We start from the raw sequence: 25,259 nt of genomic DNA on the forward strand, positions 1-25,259 counted from the left end.
GTTCATATTTTCTCCTGTAGTCATTTTTATTAGCAACAATCTATTTCAAGAATATTATATCAATAGAAATAAACACTCTCTTCCATACAATATTTTTCTAGTAAATCCTTAATATTTCTATGTTATTACCATAAAAATGAAATGACTAAAAATTATAAAAACTCAAAAATTAGTATTGCATTATAAGAATATCCCCCATAAAATAAGTGAATATAACGGCGAATGAAAAAGAAATATGTCGTTTAAAACAGAAATATATAACTTTAGGGGGAATAATAATGGCGAATGTTTCTAGTGAAAAACAAGCACAACCCATTGATTATCATGCAATTGAGGCAATGGAATCGTTCAATAGCTTTGTAAAAAAGAAAAACACCTTCCTTTTTTCGATTACTGCAGTGTTTCTTATTCTTTATATTTTGCTTCCGATTCTTGCATTTCAGCCTGTACTACAACAAAAATTATTCGGAAATATTACAGGGGTATGGGTGTACTCAGCTGGATTATTTGTAATGACCATCGTGCTCTGTACAGTATATGTAAAAAAAGCTGCTTCATTCGATAAAGCTGCAGCTGCTGTGTTAGCCGAATATCGTGCGAAAGGAGGTAACTAAATGAATATTGTATCCGTAGGTTTCTTTCTAGCTATTGTTGGTTTAACACTTGTTGTTACCTATGTTGCAGCAAAGCGCACTTCCTCAGCAGCTGATTTTTATACAGCTGGCGGCGGATTAAAGGGGTGGCAAAATGGCTTTGCAATTGCTGGTGATTATTTATCAGCTGCAGCCTTTCTTGGGGTGTCTGGTGCGATTGCTTTAACTGGCTTTGACGGTTTCTTTTTCTCTGTGGGCTATGTGGTAGCCAACTTAGTTCTTCTATATATTATTGCTGAGCCTATGCGTAATTTAGGCCGCTATACACTTGCTGACATGTTAACGGCTCGTTTTAATGAAAAGCGAATTCGTGGCGTGGCGGCATCAGGTACGATTATTATAGTCATTCTTTATATGATTGCACAGCTAGTAGGTGCTGGTGCATTAATTAAACTACTATTCGGCATTGACTATTGGATTGCCGTGTTAATTGTAGGTGTGATGATGACTACCTACGTATTATTCGGTGGCATGACAGCAACTTCGTGGGTACAAATTATAAAAGCTAGTTTACTATTATTCGGGACAGGCTTATTAGCTACATTAGTATTAGTGAAGTTTGATTTCTCACTAATGAAAATGTTTGACACCATTGCTGTCGATCATGGGGAGGAATTCCTTATACCAGGAATTAAATACACAAGCACGATTGATTCCGTATCGATGATGATGGCCTTAGTTTTAGGAACATCTGGTTTGCCACATATTTTAATGCGCTTCTTTACTGTAAAAGATGCCAAAACGGCACGCTCGTCTATATCTTGGACAACTTGGATTACGGCTATCTTCTTCTCATTAACAATTTTTTTAGGCTTCGGTGCGTTAAACTTTGTAGGCTTAGATCAAATTTTAGCTGAAAGTAAGGCTGGTAATACAGCTGCCCCACTGCTGGCACATTATTTAGGTGGAGATGTGTTAATGGCATTTATCGGTGCGGTAGCCTTTGCGACAATTTTAGCGGTTGTTTCCGGCTTAGTTTTAACAGGAGCATCAGCGATTTCACACGATATATATGGAGAAATTATTAAAGGTGGAAAATTAACGGAAAAGCAGCAGGTGGTAGCAGCACGGACAGGCTCTATCTCAATTGCAATTGTCTCTATTGTTTTAGCGCTGTTTGCACAAAGCTTAAACGTTTCGTTCCTAGTGTCATTTGCGTTTTGTATTGGTGCATCCGCGAATTTACCTGTAATTCTTTATACGATCTATTGGAAGAAGTTCAACTCTACTGGTGCTGTAGCAGCGATGCTAACAGGTTTAATTTCTTGTTTAATCTTAGGAGCGATGGGACCAAATGTATGGAGTCCTGTTGAAGGTGCAGCTATTTTTGTTGGTAAACCACTTGTACCTCTAGCTGTTCCAGCCATTATTACCATCCCATTAGGCTTTATTGCAGGTTATTTGGGATCGGTCCTGTCATCTAGTAAAGTACCAACTGAAGAAGCCGAACGTATTTATAAAGAAATTCGTGTAAAAGCGAATACTGGAGTTTCTGTATCTGATATTTCACATTAATTTTTATACACCGTATGCATAATGAATCGAAATTCAAAATATACAAAAAAATAGGCAAAAAATTCGATTTTCGGTCGAGTTTTTCGCCTTTTTTGTTATTCCACAACTAGCAAATTACTTATCGAACAATATTATTCAACTTCCAAAATACAGAAAAAAACCAATTTTCACTAAGGCAATAGTATTTAAATATGGATAAAAAACCAAGGCATTTTTGTGGATTTATCGTTCTTTTTTTGTCAAGAATCTAGATTTCTCTTTGCTTCATTTATTTATCTGAATATTCTAAAACCCTAGATATTCTTGGTTTAGGAGGTTTTTTTCTCTTTCAGGACTATTTTCAGAAAAATTTTTTTTACATAATTTTTCTGAAATGTATTGCAATTTTGTGAACTCTTTCATAAAATGAGAATGTGAATTCACTAAACTAGCAAAATCAAGTCTTAAGGCAGAAAAAATATACACAAAATGGGGAATGTTAATGGCAAACAATCAAGCAAAAAAAGGTGTCGTGATTGACTATGATGCAATTGCAAACCAAGAATCGTTTAAGTCTCTTGTACGCAGAAAGAACTCTTTTCTTTGGTCTATAACTGCCATATTTTTATTGGCCTACATGTTGTTACCAATTCTGACATCGTACACAACAATTCTACACCAAAAGGCATTTGGGGAAATTACTTGGGTGTGGATTTATTCCGCAGGGCTATTCATCATGACATGGGGGTTATGTCATTTATATGTAGCTAAAGCAAACAACTTCGACAGAGAAGCAAAAGCGATTATCGCAGAATACGAGAACGGAGGTGGCCGCCGATGAATAACGGAATGAGTTTTACAGCCATATTCTTCTTCGTAGCCATTGTTGGTTTAACATTAGTTATCACATGGTGGGCATCTAAACGTACATCTTCTGCAAGTGACTTCTATACAGCTGGTGGGGGTTTAACAGGCTGGCAAAATGGACTAGCTATCGCAGGTGACTATTTATCAGCAGCCTCTTTCTTAGGGATTGCAGGTGCAGTAGCATTATTTGGATTTGACGGATTCTTCTTCTCTATTGGTTATTTAGTAGCTTACTTAGTGGTATTATACATCGTTGCTGAACCATTACGTAACCTTGGAAAATTCACTTTAGCTGACATGATTACAGCTCGTTTCAATAACTCAAAAGTACGTGGAACAGCTGCTTTAAGCACTATTACAATTGTTTTATTCTACATGATTGCACAACTAGTTGGTGCAGGAGCACTTATTCAATTACTTTTAGGTATCGACTACTGGGTAGCTGTATTGATCGTAGGTTTCATGATGACAACTTACGTATTATTCGGTGGTATGACAGCAACTTCATGGGTTCAAATTATTAAAGCTTGTCTTTTAATGCTAGGTACAGTTATTATCTCATTCTTAGTATTAAAAGAGTTTGGCTTCAGTATTGCAACAATGTTTAAAGAAATGACTACAGCAACTGACAGTGGTGCTGCTTATTTAAACCCAGGTCTAAAATATACAAATGGACTTGACACAATTTCTATGTTAATTGCATTAGTATTAGGTACTGCGGGTCTTCCACATATCTTAATGCGTTTCTTCACAGTAAAAGATGCAAAAACGGCTCGTTCATCTGTTATTTGGGCTACTTGGATTGTAGGTATTTTCTACGTTTTAACAATTTTCTTAGGTTTCGGTGCAGCAGCATTCGTTGGAAAAGAAGATATTATCGCGGCAAACGCTGCTGGTAATATGGCTGCCCCACTTCTTGCAGAAGCACTAGGTGGCGACATTCTATTCTCATTCGTATGTGCGGTAGCATTCGCAACAATTTTAGCGGTAGTAGCAGGTCTTGTACTTTCAGGTGCCTCTGCCCTATCACATGATATTTATGGTCAAATCATTAAAAAGGGTAAAATTACTGAAAAAGAGCAAGTTCTTGCAGCTCGTATCGGTTCAATTACGATCGCTATAATTTCCATTTTATTAGCACTTGGTGCACAAACATTAAACGTTGCGTTCTTAGTATCTTTAGCATTCTGTATTGCAGGTTCTGCTAACCTTCCAGTTATTATTTACACAATCTATTGGAAACGCTTTAATACAGCTGGTGCTGTTACAGCGATGTTAACAGGTTTAATCTCTGCATTAGTATTAGTAGCTATGTCACCTAACGTATGGAATCCAGTTGAAGGCAAGGCGATTTTTGTGGGTGATCCGTTAATTATGTTAACGAACCCTGCTCTAATCTCTGTACCACTTGGTTTCCTTGGTGGTTTCATCGGCACATTACTTTCTAAAGAAACTGATGATGCAAAGTATCGTGAAGTTGACGTTAAAGCAAACACAGGTATTTCTGTACAGGACGTATCTCACTAAATCTATGTCATAAACCTCGTAAGTTTTTGCTTACGAGGTTTTACTTTTTCTTTCGTTTTCGTTACTATAATTGTTAAAAGGAGGGAATGAACATGGCTCAATCTAGGGCGAAAAAAAAGCGAATGCATATAAAAAGAACTGTTGGCAAGGATGTGGAGAAAAATCGCCAATCCAATTCCTTCAGTACACATGAACGCACCACCAAAACAAAGACGGAGAAATTGATGCATGATTTCACTAAACATAAAAAGCAGTATACGGATAATTAGTTTGTATCCTATACTGCTTTTATTATTGCAGAAAACACATTTGTCACTTGCAAAATTAGTTTAAAGTCGATAAAAGTTTGTCGTATTCTGAGTGATAATTTGAGCCGCTTCTTGTATAGACAATCCTTTGATGGCTGCAATCACCTCAATCGTCGAATGCATCATCCACGGAGACGTAGGTTTATTTGTAAATGGTCCTTCAAACGGCCATGGACCATCTGTTTCTACCATCATCAATTCGATCGGGTAGATTTGAATTAACTGCTGAATTTCCTCTTCATACAATGCATCAGGCGTAATGGAGATAAAATAACCTTGCTGAATCATGCGTTTCACAACTACCTCGTCCCCTTTAAACCAATGGAAATGCGCCTGACGAAGCTGGTGCTTTTCTAGTAAATCGCACACGACGGGAGCGTCTTCATACACAGCATGTAAAACAATCGGTTTGTCCAGCTCCTTAGCCAATACGATAAATCGTTCCAATAAAGCCTCATACGGACGAACATCCAAAGCTTGTTCTTGCCTTAAAAAATAGGGTAAACCGACCTCACCGACTGCTATCATCTCATCACTATGGGAGCGAATCCAATCAAATAAAGCTTTCTCTTCTATTTCACTTGGTAAAGGCTGCTCAGGATGGAAACCAAAAGCCGCCTTCACCTTGGGATAGACCTTCGCTAAATTCAACGTATTTTGACAGGAAGACAGCTGCATACTCACCGCAATTAATGCCTCTACTTCTTCCAATAAAGAAGGTATTTCCACGTCCTTATACTGATCTAAATGAATATGGGCATCAATCAACATTCAGATCCCCCTTTTCTTCCTGTAAATACATGAATAATTGTTGCTTCAAGGCTGTGAATGTGGCCGAATGACGAATTTCTTCTTTGCGGGGACGCTCAAACGGCACAATGATTTCTTTTTTCACCGTTGCAGGCCGTTTTGATAAAACAAGTATACGATCTGCTAAAAAGAGTGCCTCTTCAATACTATGCGTGACAAATAAGATGGATTTTCGATACTCTTCCCAAATGGACAGTAGCCATGCCTGCATTTCCAGTCTTGTAAATTCATCGAGCGCAGAAAATGGTTCATCTAGACATAAAATAGGTTTATCACTGACAATGGCACGGATAAAAGATACACGTTGTTGCATCCCTCCAGATAGCTCGTTTGGATAAGCATGACTAAAGGAAGCAAGTCCTACCTTTTCTAGCCACCCCTTTGCACGTTCAACATTAGGCTTTTGCTGCAATTCCTCGACAATGGTTACATTCTCTAAAATGGTACGCCAAGGCAATAAACAAGGCTGCTGTGGCATATAGCCAATTGCTCCTCTTTTTCGCTGGATATCCTCTCCATTTAATAAAATTTCCCCTTGATCAACCGGGGAGACCCCACCAATTAATTGAAAAAGGGTACTTTTACCACTGCCTGATGGTCCTACAATGGCCACAAACTCACCATCCTTGACATCAAAGGAAACATGGTCAAGAACATGTAGACTGTTAAAGGACTTATCGATGTTTTGTATGCTGAGCATGATAACCTCTCCCCTTTACCATTAATTTTTCAAGCAAACGAATACTACTAAACAGCAATAAGCTTAACAAGACAATCGCAAAAATTGCGACAAACACTCGATCTGTACGAAAGGAGGATTGTGCTAAGGTCATGTATACACCAACTCCCTTTTTCGCACCAAGCCACTCCGCAATGACTGCCCCCATTACGCTATAGGTAGCAGCAATTTTTACGCCCGAGAAAATTGCTGGGTAGGCATGTGGCCATTCTAATTTCCAAAACGTTTGGGCCTTCGTAGCACCAATCATATCAAAGTAATGCTTTAACTCGGGTGATGTTTGACGAAAACCGTCCATTGCCGCAATGACAATAGGGAAAAAGCACACTAGACAAATAATAATGAGCTTTGGTAATAAGCCAAAGCCAAACCAAATAATAAGGAGCGGTGCTAACACAAGAATGGGTATGTTTTGCGACATAATGAGAATCGGATAAAATAATGACCGAATGAAAGCAAAACGATGCAAAACAATTGCCACGGTTAGACCACAGCCCACCCCAATAGCAAGTCCTAGTAAAGCTAATTGCACGGTAGCCAGAGCATGTGGCAGGAATGTCTGATACGATTGAAAGCTTTCTACTACAATTATGCTTGGTGCTGGAAGGAGCCAAGGAGGAACATCAGCGATATGCACAACAAGCTCCCATATGAATAAGAGGAAGGCGATAAAAATTATCGTCCTTCCCTTTTGTAATGCCCGTTTCATGACTGATATTTCTCCGTTAAAGTAGCCATTGTAATCCCATTTGGTTGATATAAAATTTTTACTTGTGTAATGACATTAATGGCTCCTAGCTCGACCATCTTAACATTCATTTTTTCAATGATTTGAAGAAGCGTTGTAAGCTCACCTTCCATTGTTGTTTCAAGGGGATGAACCTCATATTTCACACCTGATGCATCAATAACTGCAATGGCCGCATCTACATAAGGAATGACATCCTCATACTTCTCTGTCTTCGGAATGATTTGGACACTGATCAATGAATTTGCCATGTTAATTGGCCTCCTTTTTTGGTAAAAACTCATTCGTAAACGCTTGTTTTGCCTCAAACTCGCCTTCTAATACTTTGTTGCTCGACATCCATTTAGCATAGTTTTCCCACACTGAAAGCTTTTGCTCTCCCCATTGTTTAGCATCGTCCTGATATTTATCAGCCAACCACTCTTGGCTTTTATGCACTAACTCCTTATCTAAGTCCGGTGCCGCTTCTAGTAAAATATCAGCAGCTTCATTCGGATACTCGATTGCATATTCATAGCCCTTCGATGCAGCCGCAACAAAAGCTTTGACGATGTCTGGATTGTTTTGAATCATTTTTTCATTAGTTGCTAAAACAGGTGTATAGTAATCTAACTGATCACTGTAGTCCGTTAAATACAGCATATTAATCTTTTCCCCACGAAGCTCTGCCTCAATCCCTGTCCAAGCATAATAAATCCAAGCAAAATCGATATCCTTTTTCATCATTGTGAAGAAATCTAAATCTCCTGCATTGACAATCTCTAATTTATTTATATCAGCGTTTTCTTTTTGCATTAATGATTGTAATACGGCTTGTTCGAGTGGCGCTCCCCAACCACCATATGTTTTTCCTTCAAAGTCCTTTGGAGATGTAATACCCTTTGATGCTACAGAAGCAAATCCAGATGTATTATGCTGGATGATGGCCGCTATTGAGACAAGTGGCACATCCTGAACACGAGCCTGTGTAATGCCCTCCTGATAGCTCACGCCAAATTCTGCCTTACCAGAAGCTACGAGCTGATCGGCTCCTGCCTCTCCTGGCATAATAATATCAACATCTAAGCCCTGTTCTTCAAAATAACCGAGCTTTTTCGCAACATACAATCCTGTATGATTCGTATTCGGTGTCCAATCGAGAACCACTGACACCTTTTTCTTTGTATCAGCAGTTTGCTTGTCCTCCTTGTCGCTACAGCCTACTAACGTCAATAGCGCAGCTAATAGGATAAATAACCATTTTTTCATGCTAGTTCCTCCCAGTTTGTAATATGAAAGTGTTCATGAATGAATGTTGTCACCAGAAGAAAGCGTAATATACAGTTGGTAAGATATTGCTTGGAAAACAAAAAAACGCCTAGGATTCCTCCCAGACGTATTGCAATCAATCTCCAAAACTTTTGCTTTTTTGAATAGATGTTCCCTACGCTGGTACGAGCCAAATCAGGTTCAAAGGGTCAGTGTCTATCGGACACAATCTCAGCTAGCCATAACTAGCCCCCCTACATTCTTTCGCTATGAACTTTTCGTTGATTATTATACCCATAGTTGATCTAAAATGACAAGATGCTATTTTTGGATAGTTGTTCCACTCATACAAATAGCCCAGCTCTCCTATATAGAGACTGGGCATAATTTTAGCTTGGTTTTTGTTCTTTTTTGGCCGTTAAGACATGTGAAATGGCTCCATCTGTTGCAATATCCACTTTAAATGAACCATTAGAATGGCGATCAGCACGCGTCAATGCTTGAACATCAATAAACTCTTGGACGCCTTTTTCAGTTTCGATCACAACCTGCTCATCGTCTGTTGCTTGAATAACAGCGACAATTCGGTGAGGATTTGCTTTTAATTCTGTCAGGACTTTAAGACCACGTTTGGCACGACTTGCTACTTCTACCTCTGCGACATTCATTTTCTTAACAGCCCCTCGTTGTGTCACAATAACGACATATTGTGTTTCATCTGGCTGTAGAACATTGACCCCTACTAATGCTTCTCCATCTTTTAGCGTAATACCTTTAACGCCGCCCGTTTTCACACCAGTAACCGGCAATTCCTCAATAGGGAATCGAATAGCATACGCCGTATCAGTTGTTAAGAGCAGTTCCACATCATCCGTCATAAACGATGCATAAATCATGGCATCGCCGGCTTTAACATTCATTGTTTTAATCGGCTTCGAGTAACGCGTCACTGCATAATCTGCAAGTGGTGAACGTTTAATTTGACCATCTTTCGTAGCAGTTAAAATATACGTATTTGGCTGTTCAAATGTTTCAAAGCCATAGACCGCAATAATCGATTCATCTTCACTTGTTGGCACAATACTAGAAATATGCTGACCAAGGTCCTTCCAACGAATATCAGGCAGTTCGTGGACTGGCTGATAAATATAATTCCCTCTATTTGTAAATAACAATAAATGATGTTGCGTATTTAAGTTTGCTTCATACAATAAGTAATCGGAATCCTTCATCGCAAAATCTTGACCATTAGAAGCGGCATGAGATCGTGTAGATGTACGTTTAATATAGCCATCTTTCGTGACAGTCACCACAACCTCTTCACTTGGAACAAGGACATCTAATGTAATTTTAATTTCTTCTATCTCTTGTTCAATTTTCGAGCGACGTGGCTCAGTGAAGCGTTTTTTTATATCTAGCAATTCTTGTTTAATGACGCGTACAAGCTTGGCCTCGCTTTGTAAAATCCCTTCCAGCTTGGCAATCAATTTATTTAAGTCATCCTGTTCTTGGCGGAGCTCTGTAATATCGGTATTCGTTAAACGATATAATTGCAGGCTCACAATCGCCTCTGCTTGTACCTCGGTAAAATCGAACTTTGCTTGTAAATTGAGCTTGGCATCCTTCTTATCGTTAGAAGAACGGATCGTAGCAATGACTTCATCTAAAATAGATAGTGCTTTAATTAAGCCCTCCACAATATGGAAACGATCCTTTGCCTTTTGTAAATCATATATAGAACGATTTGTGACCACTTCTTTTTGGTGAGTAATATAGGCATCCAGCAATAGTGGCAATGTCATCATCGTTGGGCGACGATTATGAATCGCAATCATATTAAAATTGTAAGCTACTTGTAAATCTGTTGTTTTAAATAAGTACTGTAAAATCCCTTGTCCAGGAACATCCTTTTTCAGCTCGATTACGACACGTAACCCTGTACGGTCAGATTCATCACGAATTTCTGCAATTCCTTCAAGGCGTTTATCTACGCGCTGCTCATCAATTTTTTTGACAAGATTGGCTTTATTCACATCGTATGGTAATTCGGTAACAACGATTTGTTCTTTGCCACCCTTGATAGGTTCCACCACAGCCTGTGCACGGACAATAATTTTACCGCGCCCAGTTTCATATGCCTTTTTAATGCCGTCCACACCTTGAATAATACCACCAGTTGGGAAATCAGGACCTTTGATGACTGTCATCAATTCATCCACTGTCGCAGTAGGCTTGTCTAAGCGCATTAATACAGCATCCAGCACTTCATCTAATGCATGAGGTGGAATATCGGTTGCATAGCCCGCAGATATCCCTGTAGAGCCGTTTACTAGTAAATTAGGGAAACGTGCTGGTAAAACAGTTGGCTCCATATCCTGATCATCGAAGTTTGGCACGAATTCAACCGTTTTCTTCCCGATATCTCGTAACATTTCACCAGCAATCGCAGATAGTCTTGCCTCGGTATAACGCATGGCAGCTGGTGGATCTCCATCAACCGAACCGTTATTCCCATGCATCTCAATAAGCATATGACGAGCTTTCCAATCCTGACTCATACGTACCATCGCCTCATAGACAGAGCTATCTCCGTGTGGATGGTAATTACCGATTACATTACCGACTGTTTTAGCCGATTTACGGAAAGGTTTTTCATGTGTATTACCTTCTGTAAACATTGCATATAAAATACGGCGCTGTACTGGTTTAAGACCGTCACGTGCATCTGGCAACGCGCGGTCTTGAATAATATATTTACTATAGCGACCAAAACGGTCACCCATTACTTCTTCTAAAGGTAAATCTTGAAATATTTCTGTACTACTCATGCTTGGCCCTCCTCTTGTTGGATGAATTCATTTTCTAAAATGTTGGCATCATCCTCCATACCGAAGTCTACATTGGCTTCGATCCATTTACGACGTGGCTCTACTTTATCGCCCATTAACGTCGTGACACGTCTCTCTGCACGTGCACCATCCTCAATTGTGACACGAATTAATGTCCGTGTGTCAGGGTTCATTGTTGTATCCCAAAGCTGGTCTGCATTCATCTCACCAAGACCTTTATAGCGCTGTAATATGTAACCCTTTCCAACTTGTTTGATGGCCTTTTGTAAATCTTTTTCCGTCCAAGCATATTCAATCACTTCTTTTTTGCCAGTCCCTTTAGAAACCTTATAAAGTGGCGGTAACGCAATAAAGACTTTACCAGCCTCGATGAGCGGACGCATATAACGGTAGAAGAACGTTAATAGCAATACTTGAATATGAGCGCCATCCGTATCGGCATCGGTCATTATGACTACTTTATTGTAAGCTGAATCCTCTACAGCAAAATCTGTACCAACACCTGCACCAATCGCATGAATAATCGTTGAAATTTCTTCGTTTTTCATAATATCCTGGAGCTTGGCTTTTTCCGTGTTAATCACTTTCCCGCGCAGTGGTAATATTGCCTGGAATGTACGATCACGACCTTGTTTTGCAGAACCACCAGCTGAATCACCTTCGACTAAATATAATTCATTTTTCGCTGCATTACGTGACTGTGCAGGCGTTAATTTACCTGATAGAATCGTACTACCCTTTTTGTTTTTCTTACCATTTCTCGCATCCTCACGAGCTTTTCGAGCCGCTTCACGTACTTGCTGCGCACGAATCGCTTTACGCACAAGAGACGCTGACAATTCAGCATTTTCCTCTAGCACATATAAAATTTGCTCAGACACCACACTATCTACTGCTGAACGAGCCTCACTTGTACCAAGCTTGCCCTTTGTTTGTCCTTCAAATTGTAATAAGTGCTCTGGAATACGGACAGACACGATAGCAGCTAAGCCCTCTCGAATATCCGTTCCTTCCAAATTTTTATCCTTGTCCTTTAATAAGCCAATTTTTCTTGCGTATTCATTAAAGACACGCGTCAAGGCTGCTTTTGCACCTGTTTCATGTGTACCGCCATCCCGAGTACGTACGTTATTCACAAACGACAAAATCGTTTCTGAATAGCCATCGTTATATTGGAAGGCAAACTCTACTTCAATATCATCTTGAATACCTTCAACGTATTTCACAGGATGAAGAACATCTTTCTCTTCATTCAAATACGCAACGAAAGCTTCAATGCCGTTCTCATAAAAGAACACATCATTTTTGCCTTCCTCGCGCTCATCAATTAATTCAATTTTTAAGCCCTTTAATAAAAAAGCCGACTCACGTAAACGTTCTGCTAACGTATCATAATTAAATTTTGTGACAGAGAAAATCGTTTCGTCAGGTAGGAAATGAACAAGCGTACCAGTCTGCTTTGTTTGACCAATTTCTTCAAGTGTTGTCACTGGATGTCCACCATGCTCGAAGCGCTGGCGATATTTTTTACCATCACGATGGATGGTTACTTCTAAAAATGTTGATAGCGCATTCACGACAGAAGAACCTACACCGTGCAAACCGCCACTCGTTTTATAACCACCTTGTCCAAACTTACCACCTGCGTGTAGGACGGTAAAAATAATTTCAGGAGTAGGTTTACCCATCTTATGCATACCAGTTGGCATTCCTCGGCCAAAGTCGCGTACGCTAATACTCTGGTCTTTGTGAATCTTGACAATAATATGAGATCCAAAGCCAGCCAATGCTTCATCCACCGCATTATCAACGATTTCATACACAAGGTGATGAAGTCCACGGCCATCTGTCGAACCGATATACATGCCTGGTCGTTTACGCACCGCTTCTAATCCTTCTAATACTTGTATAGCGTCATCATTATAGACGCTAGGTGACTGTTTATTCGTCAACAAAATTCCCCTCCAAAAAACAAACACATGTTCTATTTATGTTCTCATCCTAATAATAATAGCATTTCCTGTCAATAGTTAGCGACAGGTCCAATTAAATTTTTAAAAATTGCTCACAGTTTTAATAAACATTTCAATAGTAAACATCTTCAACAGTTGCTTAAAATTGGAATTTAAGCAAGGCAGACTACCACTAGTATCCGTAAACACCTGACGCATCGTAGCTTATTTAGTTGCAGTATAGTTAATGTTTGCTGCGTCATCGTCATGTAAATGAATAAAGTTAGACTTCTATTCTACCAAAGGAATGAACGATTGACAAAATTGCCATTTTGCCTATATTTTAATAAAGAATTTTTTCGTTCCGTCATCACTCATGTCTAAAAGCCTACCTCTAACTTACTTTAGTTTCTTTTGTATTGAATTCAAGACTCCTGACGAAATCTCCTTCATAACATTGTAGATTAGCAAGAAAAAGTGTAAAATACTTGTTACAAACTATTAGTACCAAGTGATGGACTATGAATGAAAGGAGTCCAACTATGATCAATGGACTTATTATTTTATGTGCTTATCTAATCGGCTCTATACCTTCAGGGCTATGGATAGGTAAAATTTTTTATAATACCGATATTCGAGAACACGGAAGCGGTAATCTAGGAGCAACTAATACGTTCCGAACGTTAGGAAAAAAAGCTGGTATTGTTGTGACTGTGATGGATGTTCTAAAAGGGACTGCCGCTGTCTTACTAGCTGCACTTCCAATATTCTCAGACAGCTCTATCCATTCCTTAATCCTAGGTCTAGTCGCAGTGATTGGTCATATGCTTCCAATCTTCGCCAATTTCCGTGGTGGAAAAGCCGTTGCCACATCAGCAGGTGTTTTATTAGGCTATTCATGGCCATTGTTTGTCTTACTTCTAATTGCCTTTCTTGTGACATTAAAAATCACAAAAATCGTCAGCTTAACATCTATGATAGCCGCTTTAGTAGCACTTATCTATTCAATCGTTTATTATTTTGTTACAGGTGACTTTGCATTAAGCATCTTGGTAGCCTTTTTATTTACTTTTATTATTTATCGTCATCGTGCCAATATTGCACGGATTAAAAATGGTACCGAGCCAAAGGTAAAATGGCTGTAAGAAGAGAGGAGCATTCGCTATGAAAATTGCACTGACAAATGAAGCCCTACAATGGTTCAAACATGAGATGGAAGTAGAACCAGGCGATACTATTCGCTTTTATGCACGCTATGGTGGCTCAAGTCCTTTTCACGAAGGCTTTTCACTAGGCATGACGCGAGAAGAGCCCATCGCCATTGGAGCAGAAGCAGTCATTGATGGCGTAACCTATTACATCGATGAAAAAGATTTATGGTTCTTTAACGATCACAATCTACATGTGGACGTGGATGCTAGTTTAGATGAATTACAATACAAGTATCGTACATAAAGCAGTATTTTCCTTTCAGTCTCTGAAAGGAAATACTGTTTTTTTATTTGAAAAATAGTCGCTAGAATTTCATTCCTTTTTTCGTTTATCTCCGCACAAAGTTGTCCATTCTATAAATAATGAACATTCATTTGAGGAGGAAAACGCATGTCCATATCAAACAAGATCGAACCCTCCCCATCCCTTACAACGGACGATTTACTCAATACTTCCCTTGCCAAAAATATAAAAGTCATTCAAAACACTCTTGGTCATAGCAATGACATCATTATTCGAGAAATTACGATTGGTGAAGCTGAACCCCATCGGCTCGCCATTATTTCCATTGACGGCTTATCTGATAAAACGATGATTTCGGATTCTGTAATTGATAAATTAATGGCGAATATTGAGGAAGACCAAGAAATTGAAATTACTACCATTAATCAATATGTGCGAAGTTCCTATTTAACTGTTGGTGATGTGATGAATATCGAAAATTTCACATCACTGTATCATGCCATCCTTAATGGTGAAACCGTCATTTTATTAGACGGCTTTGCGGAAGGTATCGTAACAAGCACGAAAAGTGCAAAGGATAGAGCTGTTACAGAGCCTTCAACTGAATCCGTCATTAGGGGACCTCGAGAGTCCTTTACTGAAACTTTGCGTACGAATACCGCGCTCATTCGGCGCAAAATAAAAAGTCCAAATCTTTGGATTAAGTCCCGTGTCATTGGTGAAGTGACACAAACAGATGTCGCTGTAATGTATATACATGGTATTGCCAGTGACAAAATTGTTGCGGAGGTGTTAGCGCGGTTAGATCGCATTAATATCGATGGCATTTTAGAAAGTGGGTATATTGAGGATTTTATTCAAGATTCTAAAAATACCATGTTTCCAACCGTATACAATTCCGAACGTCCTGATGTTATTGCTGGCGAATTATTAGATGGCAAAATAGCCATTTTGGTAGATGGAACACCCTTTGTCTTAGTGGTGCCAGCATTATTTACTTCCTTTTTGCAATCAGCAGAAGACTATTACCAACATTGGATGATTAGTTCCCTCATTCGTATCTTACGTTTCTTTGGGATTAGTTTGGCATTGGTAGCACCCTCTCTCTATGTTGCGATTACTACGTTTCATCAAGAAATGCTACCGACGGCTATGCTCATTAGTATTGCGTCACAACGAGAAGGCGTGCCCTTCCCTGCCGTAGTCGAGGCACTCATTATGGAGCTTGCCTTTGAGATATTACGAGAGGCAGGGCTTCGAATGCCCCGAACAATCGGTCCAGCGGTGTCCATCGTGGGTACCTTGGTAATTGGTCAAGCAGCGGTAGATGCCGGTGTTGTCTCGGCTGTTATGGTTATTATAGTGGCATTAACGGCCATTTGTAGTTTTTTATTCCCTGCTTATGGTTTGTCCAATACGATTCGTGTACTGCGCTTTCCATTAATGATTTTAGCAGCTATGTTTGGTCTTTTTGGAGTTATGTTTGGCATTATTATCATTATTCTTCATTTATGCAGTATTCGTTCATTTGGTGTACCATATTTAAGCCCCTTTGCTCCTTTAATTATACAGGATCAAAAAGATGCATTTTTATTGCTCCCTCGTAGACGTTTATTAACACGTCCACGTTTAGTGAATCAGAAAAATATTGTTAGAGGGCATAAATATGTCCCTAGAACAGGTAGGAAATAAAACTACTGAACAAATGAGGAATGAAATATGGCAAAAGTAAAAGCAATTTGCTTACTATGCATCCTCACTTTACTGTTAAGTGGTTGCTGGAGTAAGCGTGAATTAAATGAATTAGCCATTGTTGTAGCGCTTGGTATAGACAAAGTGGATGATGAGTATGAGATTACCGTTCAAATAGTTGATCCTAGTGAGGTTTCCATGCGACAAGCTTCCACTCAGCGCTCCCCTGTTATCAGCTACCATTCTAGAGGGGAAACAATTTTTGAAGCCATCCGCAAAATGACGACCATTGCTGCACGAAAACCATATTTTGCCCATCTACGGGTAGTCGTTTTAGGTGAAGACCTCGCTAAAGAGGGAATCAGTGACTCATTAGATTTAATTTCACGAGACCATGAGTTTAGAAAGGATTTCGATGTCATAATGTCTCATGAAGCTACAGCTAAGGAAGTGTTAAATGTGCTAACACCTATCGAAAAAGTGCCTGCTAATAAAATTTTAAACTCCCTCAATGTTTCTGAAAAAGTTTGGGGCTCTACGATTGCTATTAATATAGACGAATTGGTCACTAGGCTCAGTGAAAAGGATAATGGGGTTTTGATTTCTGCGATTGAAGTTCACGGGGATAAACAGTTAGGTGCCGAGCAAACAAATGTCCAACGTGTTAAAACACCCGTGTTGTTAAATTATGCAGGGTTAGCCGTCTTTAAAGGGGATCGATACATTGGTTTACTTTCAGAGGGTGAAAGTAAAAGCATTAGTTTCCTTAGTGACAAAATACAAAGTACGATCGAAATCGTCACCTGTCCAAAGCAAGGTACACTCTCGACTGAGATTACGAAATCCTCCACAAAAGTAAAGGGGTCATTTAAAAATGGGAAACCGCAAATTGATGTCCAAATAAATGTGGAACAAAATGTAGGAGAGGTCGAATGTGATATCAATCTAACGAAAAATAAAACGGTGGATTATATCAATAAAAAGACAGCACAGGGCATCGATGAACGTATTGAAAAAACATTAGAAAAAATTCAACAGCAATACCAAGTGGATGTTTTAGGCTATGGTGATGCCCTACATCGTGCAGATGCTAAACAATGGAAAAAAATCAAAAACGATTGGCCAAATATCTTTCCTGATCTACCAATCCATGTTCATGTAAAAGTGACAACACAAGGTTTAGGCACAATGCAAAACTCATTATTAAAAAAGCCAAAGGAGGGATAGTGGATTGGTACTAGCAATAGCCATCTTAATCATTTCAATCATTATTGCGTTACTATATATCCCGAAACTCAAAAAGCAACAAGAGACCAAAACCATTCTTGTTTTTTCAATCCTATTACTAATTGGAACAGCGCTTAATATGGGCATTGCTCTCAAAATAGATATCCCGAGTCCTCTAGATTTTATAACCTTTATTTTTACACCAATTAAAGATTTTATCGTTTCACTCACAAAATAGTAGATACATCGTCATGAAAAGGAGGACAATTATATGGAAAAAGAAGTAATTAGTTCAAGACAATTTACAATTATCACATTCCTCCTTTCTATCGGTACTGCCATCTTAATCATCCCTTCAAGTATTGCAAGCTCTAGTAAGCAAGATGCGTGGATTGCTGCAAGTATTGGTATTGTCCTTAGTTTGCTTGTTGTGAAATTATTTGTGACGTTAGGCGACCAAACACCGACACTGAATTTTATTGAAGCAAATGAAAAACTTCTCGGGCGCTTTTTTGGAAAAATCACAGTGGTGTGCTTCCTTTCTCTTACCCTATTTGCGGGAGGAGAATTACTGTATTTTATTGGTGCTTTTATGAAAACAGAGGTAATGCCGGAAACGCCTACTATGGCATTTGCCTTGTTGTTTATTATTATAATTATGTATGCTACCTATTTAGGGATAGAAAACTTTGCTCGTTCAGCAGAAATACTTTTCCCTATGTTTGTCTTAATTTTTATTTTCTTTGTTGTCAGTATCACCCCACAAATTAAGTTTGAAAATATACAACCGATTATGGAAGCATCCAAAACATCCATCTTATATAGTATCATCCGCTTTATAAGTGTCTTTTCTTTTTCGTTAGTTATGTTATTAATGATTTACCCTGCTAGTGTCAATGTCCAGCAATCCTCAAAAAAAGGATTTTACATAGGCATGCTTCTCGGTGGATTTGTTCTAGTAACATTAATTACTCTATCCATTTTAGTCTTAGGGCCAGCCAACACGGCTTCGCGATCTTTCCCTAGCTATGCCCTAGCACAAAGAATCTCTATCGGAAATTTTTTACAGCGCATTGAAATTATCATGGCTTTTATGTGGATTGTATCCATTTTTATTCGAACGTTTATGTACTTCTATACAACTGTTGTTGGAATTGCACAAATTATGAAATTGAAGGATCACCGCCCACTAATCCTACCAATGGGTATTATTATGGTCGGACTTTCGCAAATTGTTCACCCAGACATCGTCCATTCCAACATTTATAATGATGAGATTTGGCCAATTTATGCATTTGTTTGCACCATATTATTACCCATACTTCTCCTCATTGTAGCTGTTATACGTAATCGAAAATCACTAGATAATTCAACTGAAATGGGTCATGCGGATTCTAATGAGGGGCAAATGACTGATGCAAGGAATGCGGTTTCTAATCAAGGCAATCAGACAAAACCTGGTAATATGGATTCCCTTCAGGAGAATCAGGTGAAACCAAATAATAAGGATTCCAATCAGGATATTCAGACGAAACCTGCTACTATGAATTCCAATCAGGAGAATCAGACTAACGATGCTAATACAGATAGCACTCAAGACAATCAGGATAATCAAGAAAAAACAGATAATCCAGTTTCTACTCAAGACAATCAAGATAAATCTGCTACGTCGAATTCCAGCCAAGTGATTCAGTCTGAAGCTGGCAACGCTACATCCAAACAGGACGATCAGGCGACTCCAGATAAAACGAGTTCTGACAAGAAAAATCTAGAATAACAAAGTCTAATTCCTTGCTGCTTAGTGAAGAAATTAGACTTTTTCAGTGTTATTTAAATATGATATTCAATTTCGTCTACAAAGTCCCATTCATATGGTGTCTCTTGGTATACGTAGTAGTTCAACCAGTTGGAGAACAATAAATGCGTATGGGCACGCCATGTATTCATCGGTGCCTTTGCTGGATCATCATTTGGGAAGTAGTTTACTGGAACGTCTATATGGATGCCCTTGGCAACATCGCGACTGTATTCATCGGCTAATGTTGTCGCATCATATTCTAAATGTCCAGTAATCATAATGTTTTTATTATCTTTTGATTGCACGATAAATACACCCGCATCCTCTGAATAGGATAATAAGCGTAAGTCTGGATGATTGCGAACCTCGTCAATCGAGACAGATGTATAGCGAGAATGAGGGGCTGTAAATAAATCACTAAAGCCTCGTACTAAATCTACTGTTAAATCAGTAATCACATGAGAATAAACGCCGGAGCATTTAGCAGAAAGCTCGACCTTTCCAATCCCATAATGATGATATAGCGCAGCCTGTGCCCCCCAACATATATGTAGCACGGATGTCACATTCTTTTTAGACCAATCCATAATTTCAGCAATTTCCTGCCAATAGTTAACCTCTTCAAACGGCATTTTTTCTACAGGAGCACCCGTAATAATCATACCATCATAGCGTCGATGACGAATTTGGTTAAACGTTGTGTAGAATAATTGCAAATGAGATTTACTCACATTTTTAGATTCATGAGTAGCCGTGTTTAAAAAAGTAATATTCACCTGTAATGGTGTATTTCCTAGTAATCGTAGTAATTGTAGCTCCGTTTTTTCTTTTTCGGGCATCAAATTTAAGATTAATATATTTAATGGACGTATTTGCTGTGTTCTCGCACGGTCCTCTTCCATCACGAAGATTTTTTCCTCACGTAAATGTTCTCCAGCAGGTAAATTTTTCGGAATATTAATTGGCATCTTGCGTTCCCCTCTCTTTTTTGCTCCTTTTTCGAAAAAATTAAAAAATCCTCCACATTCCATATGAGATAGAATGAGAAGGATTTTTTTCACGTTCACTCTTATCTCTCAAAGGAAAAACCTTTGCTGGAATTAGCACCTTTCTAACATTTGTTAGAGGTTGCTGAAGCGTCATCGGGCCAAATCCCTCTGCTTCTCTTGATAAGATTATTTAATTATCTTGAATTGTAACATGGACTAGTTAGAATATCAATAATTCATAGAATATTTTGTTATTCCTATGCATGTTCTCCCATCATTTGATAAACACTAAGCTTGCTGTATATGGTTATTCTACATGAAATTTTATGGTAAACATGCCGGTATTATGTTACCATATATCTTTAGTAATAGAGAGGAACGTGAATACTTTGATTAATATTGAATTTCCAAAACCAGATGTAGTCATTCGCCAACGCGAACAAGATGTAAAACCAGGTGATGTCCCAATTACACCATACTTTGGTTTCATCGACTTCCACAAAATCACACGTGATAAAGGCGGTATTTTCTTATTTTATAATGAAAAGAATGAGCTATTATTTGTCGGTAAAGCACGTAAAATTCGCCAACGAATTAAAAAACATTTTGAAGACAATGTATCTCCGATGAAAAACTATCGTGACGAGGTCTTCAAAATTGAAGTCTATGAAGTAGAAGATCCTATGGAACGTGAAATTTATGAAACGTATGCGATTAATACGTTCCGCTCCAAATACAATGTAGATAAAGTATTTTATTAATATCAACAAAAACCGAAATCTCTTTTTTAGGGATTTCGGTTTTTTATTACATCATAGTAATACGATCTATCGGCATGCTTTTTCCGTTAATATATAGTTCAATAATCGTCAGCTCCGGGCTTTTGTTGATAGCATAGACATACGGTTGAGCTTCTTTCTTTTGCTCGCTTCCTTCCTTGAAATGAATGACTAACCGATCTTCATTTGCTGCCGCGCTTGCTAGCACATTTCCTTTCGAAAACATGACAAGATAGTACGTCATGTTATCTTCATACAATAACTGAATTCTGTCTTTAGCTATAATATGTTGTTGGATATGGTCAGGAACGATTGTTAGCTCCTGAATCTTAGGAGAAACCGGCAGCGGTGCAGAATCACATCCGCCAATTAAAAATAAACAAAATAATACTGGCAACATCCATTTTTTCAAGATGCTCCCCTTCCCTTATAACTACTCTAAGAAAAATGCTTTACGTTCTTTAGCAATCCAGTCCTCAAGCTCTTTATCATCACGCTTCACTAGTCGATTGATAAGAACATCATGCCAAATATAATCCTCTAATAAATAAATATGCACTGGATCATTCGTTATAAAAGCTGTTTCCTGGTTCGACGGCGAGTGACCATAAATCATTTCTTGTCCATCAACCGATAAAATAAACCAATGAGGTGTAGAAGTCTTTCTCGTATAGTGAGTGGCTCTGTGCTGATCGATAGATGCCAGATGTTCTCCGACATATAAGGTAATGCCATGCACCTCCAAATGCTGTGATACCTCTTCGATATCCTCGCGTAAGGCATCGTACATATCCTCCCACATCGATAGGATAACTTTTGTCTCTGCTTTTTTTAATAAGGTTTGACAATAATTGAGGATCGTCTGCTTCCCTTTTAGCATTAACACTTTAGGTTCCGCTTCTTGTTCTTTCGTTTCTAATTTTTCTAGTTGATCACTAATCGACGTAAAATTCGATTGCCAGCGCTGTTGAATTTGCAGCAAAAACATCTCGACAGGAATGGAAGAATACGTCGTTTGATCCGCCGTTTCCTCTTTCAAAACGAATCCCTTCTCAACAAGACCATTTAATATGTCATAGATTCTAGCTCTTGGAATCCCAGAGTTTTTGCTAACTTGGTAGGCACTGACATGACTATTTTGTACGAGCGCTGTATAGGCCTTTGCCTCATATTCTGTCAATCCCAGTTCTTTTAATTGGGCGATTAATTCATTCATATCATCCCTCCATCTTTTTATTATAGGCTACTGTTGTGAACATTTGCCAATGAAAAAATTAGACTTTACAGCACCGAATAAATTAGTTACTATTTCAGTAGTAACTAATTAAGAAGAGGTGTAAACATGGTTTTCGATGTGGATGTACATATTTTAATACTATTAATTTCCTTTGGATTTCTGGCGGCCTTTATAGATTCAGTCGTTGGAGGCGGCGGTTTAATTTCCTTACCAGCCTTATTGTTTGTTGGCTTAAATCCCGCCGCTGCTGTAGCAACCAATAAATTAGCAGGCGCGATGGGCTCACTCACTTCGTCCATTTCTTTTTACCGTTCTGGTCAGCTTGAAATTCGATCTGTCCTGAAATATTTCCCTCTCGCCTTCATTGGATCATTATGTGGCGCATGGACTGTTCATTTAATTAACCCAGCCCTATTAAAACCATTAATGCTTATCATGCTGGCAGCTGTTGGGATTTATACGATCTTTAAAAAGGATTGGGGTGCTGTTTCAACAGTAAAAAATCTATCTAAAACCCACTTATTTTTATTTATGATGCTATTATTTGCTATTGGGTTTTATGATGGGTTTCTTGGTCCTGGAACGGGTTCTTTTTTAATCTTTAGCTTCTTGCTTGTTGGCTTTGATTTTTTAAAAGCGGCAGGAAATGCGAAATTTTTAAATCTAGCAAGTAATGTGGCAGGTGTTTGTATGTTTGCATACTTAGGCCAAATCCATTATGTATATGGTTTAGTCATGGGGGTAGCTCAAATTGGAGGGGCTATGCTTGGCTCTCGTATGGCCATTCAAAAAGGAAGCGGCTTTGTCCGTACGCTTTTTATCATTGTGACGATGACGCTCCTTGCAAAAAATGCCTACGATTATATGATTCATTAAATAAAAACAACGCCACAGTCAAAAATCTGTGGCGTTGTTTGATATTATAGGAGGAAGTGCTCGTCCTTAAATTTATGACTAGTAGCAAGACTTACGATTACAAAAATAATGAAGGAAGCTACAATAGGAATCGTAACGGTATGCATACCGAAAGCAGTCGGATAGAACCGGTCGATGAAAATATACAAAGCCATACCTGAAATCATTGACGAAATGGCACCATATTTGTTTGCTTTCCTCCAGTATAATCCGAGTACTACTGTCCAAATAAAGACTGCCTCAAGTCCACCAAATGCAAATAAATTTAACCACACTAATAAATCAGGTGGATGGAGTGCAAAGATGACAACTGCTAAGCCAATGACCGTTGTCACAATAAAACTGGCACGCTTAATTTCAGCATCACTTGCCTGTGGCTTCATATAATTCAAATAGATGTCTTTGACAACTGTAGAGCTTACTAGCATGAGCAGTGCATTGACAGTAGACATGGTAGCGGCCATTGGTGCTGCTAAGACAATCCCTGCTAAAAATGGCGGCAGTACCTTTAATGTTAAGAGTGGCATGACTTTATCACCAATATCGATGCCAGGTAGGACAGGTCGTGCTAACACACCAATTAGATGCATCCCAAACATAATTGTCCCGATGGCAATTGTGCCAATAATAATCGCTAAGTGCATACTTTTAGAATCCTTATAACTCATCGCACGCACGGCGATTTGCGGAAGTCCGACCACTCCTACACCAATTAATATCCAAAATGTCGAAACATACAGAGGCGTTAAATCCCCTTCTGCTCCAAATGGAGATACGAAATTCGGATTTTCTGCGACCAGCGAGGTCATAATTTTATCGATGCCTCCACCTGCAATAATAGTTCCGATTAATAAAATTACAGTTCCTATAACCATGATTGAGCCCTGTACAGTATCCGTTAAAGCAACTGCTCGGAATCCACCAATAATGACATACACTAAAACCGAAATCGCAAATATAAACAGTGCCGCCGTGTAATGTAAGCCTGTTAAAGACTCAATTAAACGGGCTCCTCCTACCCACTGTGCCATCATCGCTGAAAATAAAAAGACAATAATACTAATAGCAGACAGAATGACAATGACATGGCTTTTGTAGCGTTCTCGTAAAAAGTCGATGAGCGTAATAGCTTGGTAACGACGAGCAATAATAGCAAATTTTTTCCCTAAAATCATCAGGACAAAATAGCCCGCAGGTAGTTGTGCCATTGCGAGTAGCACCCAGCCGAGCCCCTTCGTATAAGCTACTCCTGGTCCTCCGATAAAGCTACTTGCACTACCATATGTAGCTATCATTGTCATCGCTAGGATAAATCCACCCATTTCTCGACCACCAAGGAAATACTCCTGTAGAAACGAGTTAGAAGAGCGGACATGTTTATTGGCCCAGAAACCAATTCCAAAAATAATAATTAGAAATAATAGCAATGGAAATACAACTTGCCAATGCATTAGCGGTCCTCCTCCTCATCTTCAAATGGAACCTCTTTAAAGAAGAGCTTCATAACAATCCAGATGAGCAGGATCATAAAGCCTGTCCCTGCGATACAGCTATAGAAAAACCAAGCAGGAAAACCCAAAACATACGAATAATTTGCGGGATCCCCTGCACCTAGTCCATAAGCAAAGCCAAACCAAATCGCAAAGTTGACAAGGACTAATCCAATTCCAATAAGCGCCTCTCGATGCGCAATTTTAAAGCGTTGATCTTTCACAAGACAATCCCCCTAACCTACTCTATTTTACTGATATGTTGGTCTGATGGGAAGAGATGTGAAAAAATAAGCCGTAACAAGAACTAAACAACGATAAATGGGGGTTCTTGCACGATTACCAGTCTAAAAAGCGCAAAAACCCTCGCCTATGACATTAGACGAAGGTTATATAAAAAGGTAATTTTTATTGGATCTTTCCCCAAACTTATAAGGTTTCAACGCTAAAGAATTGTGCATGTTGAATAAAAATAATAGGTT

25 protein-coding genes and 2 riboswitches are annotated in these 25,259 nt (G+C 38.8%); of the genes, 13 read left to right on the forward strand and 12 right to left on the reverse strand.

What is annotated here, in order from left to right:
• Positions 1-278 precede the first annotated feature (278 nt).
• The 5 genes from B3D94_RS20055 (at position 279) to B3D94_RS20075 (ending at position 4,810) form a co-directional block, all read left to right on the forward strand.
• On the forward strand, positions 279-614 hold the full coding sequence (locus B3D94_RS20055; RefSeq protein WP_069481507.1) for a DUF485 domain-containing protein: 336 nt from the start codon (positions 279-281) through the stop codon (positions 612-614).
• The gene (locus tag B3D94_RS20060) at positions 615-2,168 is read left to right on the forward strand and encodes a solute symporter family protein (RefSeq protein ID WP_069481508.1); all 1,554 of its coding nucleotides are present in this window, start codon (positions 615-617) and stop codon (positions 2,166-2,168) included.
• 481 nt (positions 2,169-2,649) lie between these two features.
• Positions 2,650-2,988: a DUF485 domain-containing protein gene (locus B3D94_RS20065; RefSeq protein ID WP_069481509.1), complete on the forward strand. Its 339-nt coding sequence runs from the start codon at positions 2,650-2,652 to the stop codon at positions 2,986-2,988.
• 8 nt (positions 2,989-2,996) lie between these two features.
• Complete coding sequence (locus tag B3D94_RS20070; RefSeq protein WP_025116303.1) at positions 2,997-4,541, forward strand: solute symporter family protein; 1,545 nt, start codon at positions 2,997-2,999, stop codon at positions 4,539-4,541.
• Positions 4,542-4,633: 92 nt separating this feature from the next.
• The gene (locus tag B3D94_RS20075) at positions 4,634-4,810 is read left to right on the forward strand and encodes a hypothetical protein (protein WP_175423030.1); all 177 of its coding nucleotides are present in this window, start codon (positions 4,634-4,636) and stop codon (positions 4,808-4,810) included.
• A gap of 60 nt (positions 4,811-4,870) precedes the next feature.
• Here the strand turns inward: B3D94_RS20075 and B3D94_RS20080 are convergent, their stop codons facing one another.
• The 7 genes from B3D94_RS20080 to parE all read right to left on the reverse strand — a co-directional run bounded on the left by B3D94_RS20080 (position 4,871) and on the right by parE (position 13,195).
• Positions 4,871-5,620, reverse strand: coding sequence for a TatD family hydrolase (locus B3D94_RS20080; protein ID WP_069481510.1), 750 nt, complete (start codon positions 5,618-5,620; stop codon positions 4,871-4,873).
• Positions 5,610-6,359, reverse strand: coding sequence for an ABC transporter ATP-binding protein (locus tag B3D94_RS20085; RefSeq protein WP_069481511.1), 750 nt, complete (start codon positions 6,357-6,359; stop codon positions 5,610-5,612). The genes B3D94_RS20080 and B3D94_RS20085 overlap by 11 nt, the downstream gene beginning before the upstream one ends.
• The gene (locus B3D94_RS20090; protein ID WP_291759825.1) at positions 6,334-7,107 is read right to left on the reverse strand and encodes an ABC transporter permease; all 774 of its coding nucleotides are present in this window, start codon (positions 7,105-7,107) and stop codon (positions 6,334-6,336) included. The genes B3D94_RS20085 and B3D94_RS20090 overlap by 26 nt, the downstream gene beginning before the upstream one ends.
• On the reverse strand, positions 7,104-7,397 hold the full coding sequence (locus tag B3D94_RS20095; protein ID WP_069481513.1) for a thiamine-binding protein: 294 nt from the start codon (positions 7,395-7,397) through the stop codon (positions 7,104-7,106). The genes B3D94_RS20090 and B3D94_RS20095 overlap by 4 nt, the downstream gene beginning before the upstream one ends.
• Before the next feature lies 1 nt (position 7,398).
• Positions 7,399-8,394, reverse strand: a complete 996-nt coding sequence (locus B3D94_RS20100; RefSeq protein WP_069481514.1) for an ABC transporter substrate-binding protein — start codon at positions 8,392-8,394, stop codon at positions 7,399-7,401.
• A gap of 155 nt (positions 8,395-8,549) precedes the next feature.
• Positions 8,550-8,660, reverse strand: a riboswitch (TPP riboswitch).
• 123 nt (positions 8,661-8,783) lie between these two features.
• Positions 8,784-11,222, reverse strand: coding sequence for a DNA topoisomerase IV subunit A (gene parC, locus B3D94_RS20105; protein ID WP_069481515.1), 2,439 nt, complete (start codon positions 11,220-11,222; stop codon positions 8,784-8,786).
• Entirely contained in the window at positions 11,219-13,195 is a 1,977-nt protein-coding gene (gene parE, locus B3D94_RS20110; protein ID WP_069481516.1) for a DNA topoisomerase IV subunit B, read from the reverse strand. The genes parC and parE overlap by 4 nt, the downstream gene beginning before the upstream one ends.
• 542 nt (positions 13,196-13,737) lie before the next feature.
• Here parE and plsY point away from each other — a divergent pair.
• The 6 genes from plsY (at position 13,738) to B3D94_RS20140 (ending at position 19,346) form a co-directional block, all read left to right on the forward strand.
• Complete coding sequence (gene plsY / locus B3D94_RS20115; protein WP_069481517.1) at positions 13,738-14,340, forward strand: glycerol-3-phosphate 1-O-acyltransferase PlsY; 603 nt, start codon at positions 13,738-13,740, stop codon at positions 14,338-14,340.
• A gap of 19 nt (positions 14,341-14,359) precedes the next feature.
• Positions 14,360-14,650 (forward strand): HesB/YadR/YfhF family protein, encoded by a 291-nt coding sequence (locus B3D94_RS20120; protein ID WP_291759831.1) that lies wholly within the window; start codon positions 14,360-14,362, stop codon positions 14,648-14,650.
• Positions 14,651-14,797: 147 nt separating this feature from the next.
• Positions 14,798-16,342, forward strand: coding sequence for a spore germination protein (locus tag B3D94_RS20125; protein WP_291759834.1), 1,545 nt, complete (start codon positions 14,798-14,800; stop codon positions 16,340-16,342).
• A 27-nt stretch (positions 16,343-16,369) separates the two neighbouring features.
• On the forward strand, positions 16,370-17,569 hold the full coding sequence (locus B3D94_RS20130; RefSeq protein WP_291759837.1) for a Ger(x)C family spore germination protein: 1,200 nt from the start codon (positions 16,370-16,372) through the stop codon (positions 17,567-17,569).
• 4 nt (positions 17,570-17,573) lie between these two features.
• A complete protein-coding gene (locus B3D94_RS20135) occupies positions 17,574-17,807 on the forward strand; it encodes a hypothetical protein (RefSeq protein ID WP_036227300.1) in 234 nt (77 codons plus the stop codon).
• Between the two features lie 33 nt (positions 17,808-17,840).
• Complete coding sequence (locus B3D94_RS20140) at positions 17,841-19,346, forward strand: GerAB/ArcD/ProY family transporter (protein ID WP_291759844.1); 1,506 nt, start codon at positions 17,841-17,843, stop codon at positions 19,344-19,346.
• 53 nt (positions 19,347-19,399) lie between these two features.
• Here B3D94_RS20140 and metA read toward each other — a convergent pair whose 3' ends face one another.
• On the reverse strand, positions 19,400-20,335 hold the full coding sequence (gene metA, locus B3D94_RS20145; protein ID WP_036227305.1) for a homoserine O-acetyltransferase MetA: 936 nt from the start codon (positions 20,333-20,335) through the stop codon (positions 19,400-19,402).
• 98 nt (positions 20,336-20,433) lie between these two features.
• Positions 20,434-20,543: riboswitch (SAM riboswitch) on the reverse strand.
• 202 nt (positions 20,544-20,745) lie between these two features.
• On the opposite strand from metA, the gene B3D94_RS20150 reads away from it, so the two are divergent.
• Positions 20,746-21,117, forward strand: a complete 372-nt coding sequence (locus B3D94_RS20150) for a nucleotide excision repair endonuclease (protein ID WP_025116318.1) — start codon at positions 20,746-20,748, stop codon at positions 21,115-21,117.
• 46 nt (positions 21,118-21,163) lie between these two features.
• Here the strand turns inward: B3D94_RS20150 and B3D94_RS20155 are convergent, their stop codons facing one another.
• Positions 21,164-21,547 (reverse strand): hypothetical protein, encoded by a 384-nt coding sequence (locus B3D94_RS20155; RefSeq protein WP_254664286.1) that lies wholly within the window; start codon positions 21,545-21,547, stop codon positions 21,164-21,166.
• Between the two features lie 21 nt (positions 21,548-21,568).
• Complete coding sequence (locus B3D94_RS20160) at positions 21,569-22,351, reverse strand: TrmB family transcriptional regulator (protein WP_291759858.1); 783 nt, start codon at positions 22,349-22,351, stop codon at positions 21,569-21,571.
• A gap of 126 nt (positions 22,352-22,477) precedes the next feature.
• On the opposite strand from B3D94_RS20160, the gene B3D94_RS20165 reads away from it, so the two are divergent.
• The gene (locus B3D94_RS20165; RefSeq protein WP_008178734.1) at positions 22,478-23,248 is read left to right on the forward strand and encodes a TSUP family transporter; all 771 of its coding nucleotides are present in this window, start codon (positions 22,478-22,480) and stop codon (positions 23,246-23,248) included.
• Between the two features lie 44 nt (positions 23,249-23,292).
• Here the strand turns inward: B3D94_RS20165 and panF are convergent, their stop codons facing one another.
• On the reverse strand, positions 23,293-24,738 hold the full coding sequence (gene panF, locus B3D94_RS20170) for a sodium/pantothenate symporter (RefSeq protein ID WP_069481524.1): 1,446 nt from the start codon (positions 24,736-24,738) through the stop codon (positions 23,293-23,295).
• A complete protein-coding gene (locus B3D94_RS20175) occupies positions 24,738-25,001 on the reverse strand; it encodes a YhdT family protein (RefSeq protein WP_069481525.1) in 264 nt (87 codons plus the stop codon). The genes panF and B3D94_RS20175 overlap by 1 nt, the downstream gene beginning before the upstream one ends.
• Positions 25,002-25,259: the final 258 nt, after the last annotated feature.

The sequence above is a fragment of the Lysinibacillus sp. UBA5990 genome, from assembly GCF_002429815.1.
Taxonomy (GTDB): Bacteria; Bacillota; Bacilli; order Bacillales_A; family Planococcaceae; genus Lysinibacillus; species Lysinibacillus fusiformis.

Excerpts from the sequence above, each read along its gene's own strand:
- B3D94_RS20055 (WP_069481507.1), top strand. The coding sequence starts at position 279 with ATGGCGAATGTTTCTAGTGAAAAACAAGCACAACCCATTGATTATCAT.
- B3D94_RS20060 (WP_069481508.1), top strand. The coding sequence starts at position 615 with ATGAATATTGTATCCGTAGGTTTCTTTCTAGCTATTGTTGGTTTAACA.
- B3D94_RS20065 (WP_069481509.1), top strand. The coding sequence starts at position 2,650 with ATGGCAAACAATCAAGCAAAAAAAGGTGTCGTGATTGACTATGATGCA.
- B3D94_RS20070 (WP_025116303.1), top strand. The coding sequence starts at position 2,997 with ATGAGTTTTACAGCCATATTCTTCTTCGTAGCCATTGTTGGTTTAACA.
- B3D94_RS20075 (WP_175423030.1), top strand. The coding sequence starts at position 4,634 with ATGGCTCAATCTAGGGCGAAAAAAAAGCGAATGCATATAAAAAGAACT.
- B3D94_RS20080 (WP_069481510.1), bottom strand. The coding sequence starts at position 5,620 with ATGTTGATTGATGCCCATATTCATTTAGATCAGTATAAGGACGTGGAA.
- B3D94_RS20085 (WP_069481511.1), bottom strand. The coding sequence starts at position 6,359 with ATGCTCAGCATACAAAACATCGATAAGTCCTTTAACAGTCTACATGTT.
- B3D94_RS20090 (WP_291759825.1), bottom strand. The coding sequence starts at position 7,107 with ATGAAACGGGCATTACAAAAGGGAAGGACGATAATTTTTATCGCCTTC.
- B3D94_RS20095 (WP_069481513.1), bottom strand. The coding sequence starts at position 7,397 with ATGGCAAATTCATTGATCAGTGTCCAAATCATTCCGAAGACAGAGAAG.
- B3D94_RS20100 (WP_069481514.1), bottom strand. The coding sequence starts at position 8,394 with ATGAAAAAATGGTTATTTATCCTATTAGCTGCGCTATTGACGTTAGTA.
- parC (WP_069481515.1), bottom strand. The coding sequence starts at position 11,222 with ATGAGTAGTACAGAAATATTTCAAGATTTACCTTTAGAAGAAGTAATG.
- plsY (WP_069481517.1), top strand. The coding sequence starts at position 13,738 with ATGATCAATGGACTTATTATTTTATGTGCTTATCTAATCGGCTCTATA.
- B3D94_RS20120 (WP_291759831.1), top strand. The coding sequence starts at position 14,360 with ATGAAAATTGCACTGACAAATGAAGCCCTACAATGGTTCAAACATGAG.
- B3D94_RS20125 (WP_291759834.1), top strand. The coding sequence starts at position 14,798 with ATGTCCATATCAAACAAGATCGAACCCTCCCCATCCCTTACAACGGAC.
- B3D94_RS20130 (WP_291759837.1), top strand. The coding sequence starts at position 16,370 with ATGGCAAAAGTAAAAGCAATTTGCTTACTATGCATCCTCACTTTACTG.
- B3D94_RS20140 (WP_291759844.1), top strand. The coding sequence starts at position 17,841 with ATGGAAAAAGAAGTAATTAGTTCAAGACAATTTACAATTATCACATTC.
- metA (WP_036227305.1), bottom strand. The coding sequence starts at position 20,335 with ATGCCAATTAATATTCCGAAAAATTTACCTGCTGGAGAACATTTACGT.
- B3D94_RS20160 (WP_291759858.1), bottom strand. The coding sequence starts at position 22,351 with ATGAATGAATTAATCGCCCAATTAAAAGAACTGGGATTGACAGAATAT.
- B3D94_RS20165 (WP_008178734.1), top strand. The coding sequence starts at position 22,478 with ATGGTTTTCGATGTGGATGTACATATTTTAATACTATTAATTTCCTTT.
- panF (WP_069481524.1), bottom strand. The coding sequence starts at position 24,738 with ATGCATTGGCAAGTTGTATTTCCATTGCTATTATTTCTAATTATTATT.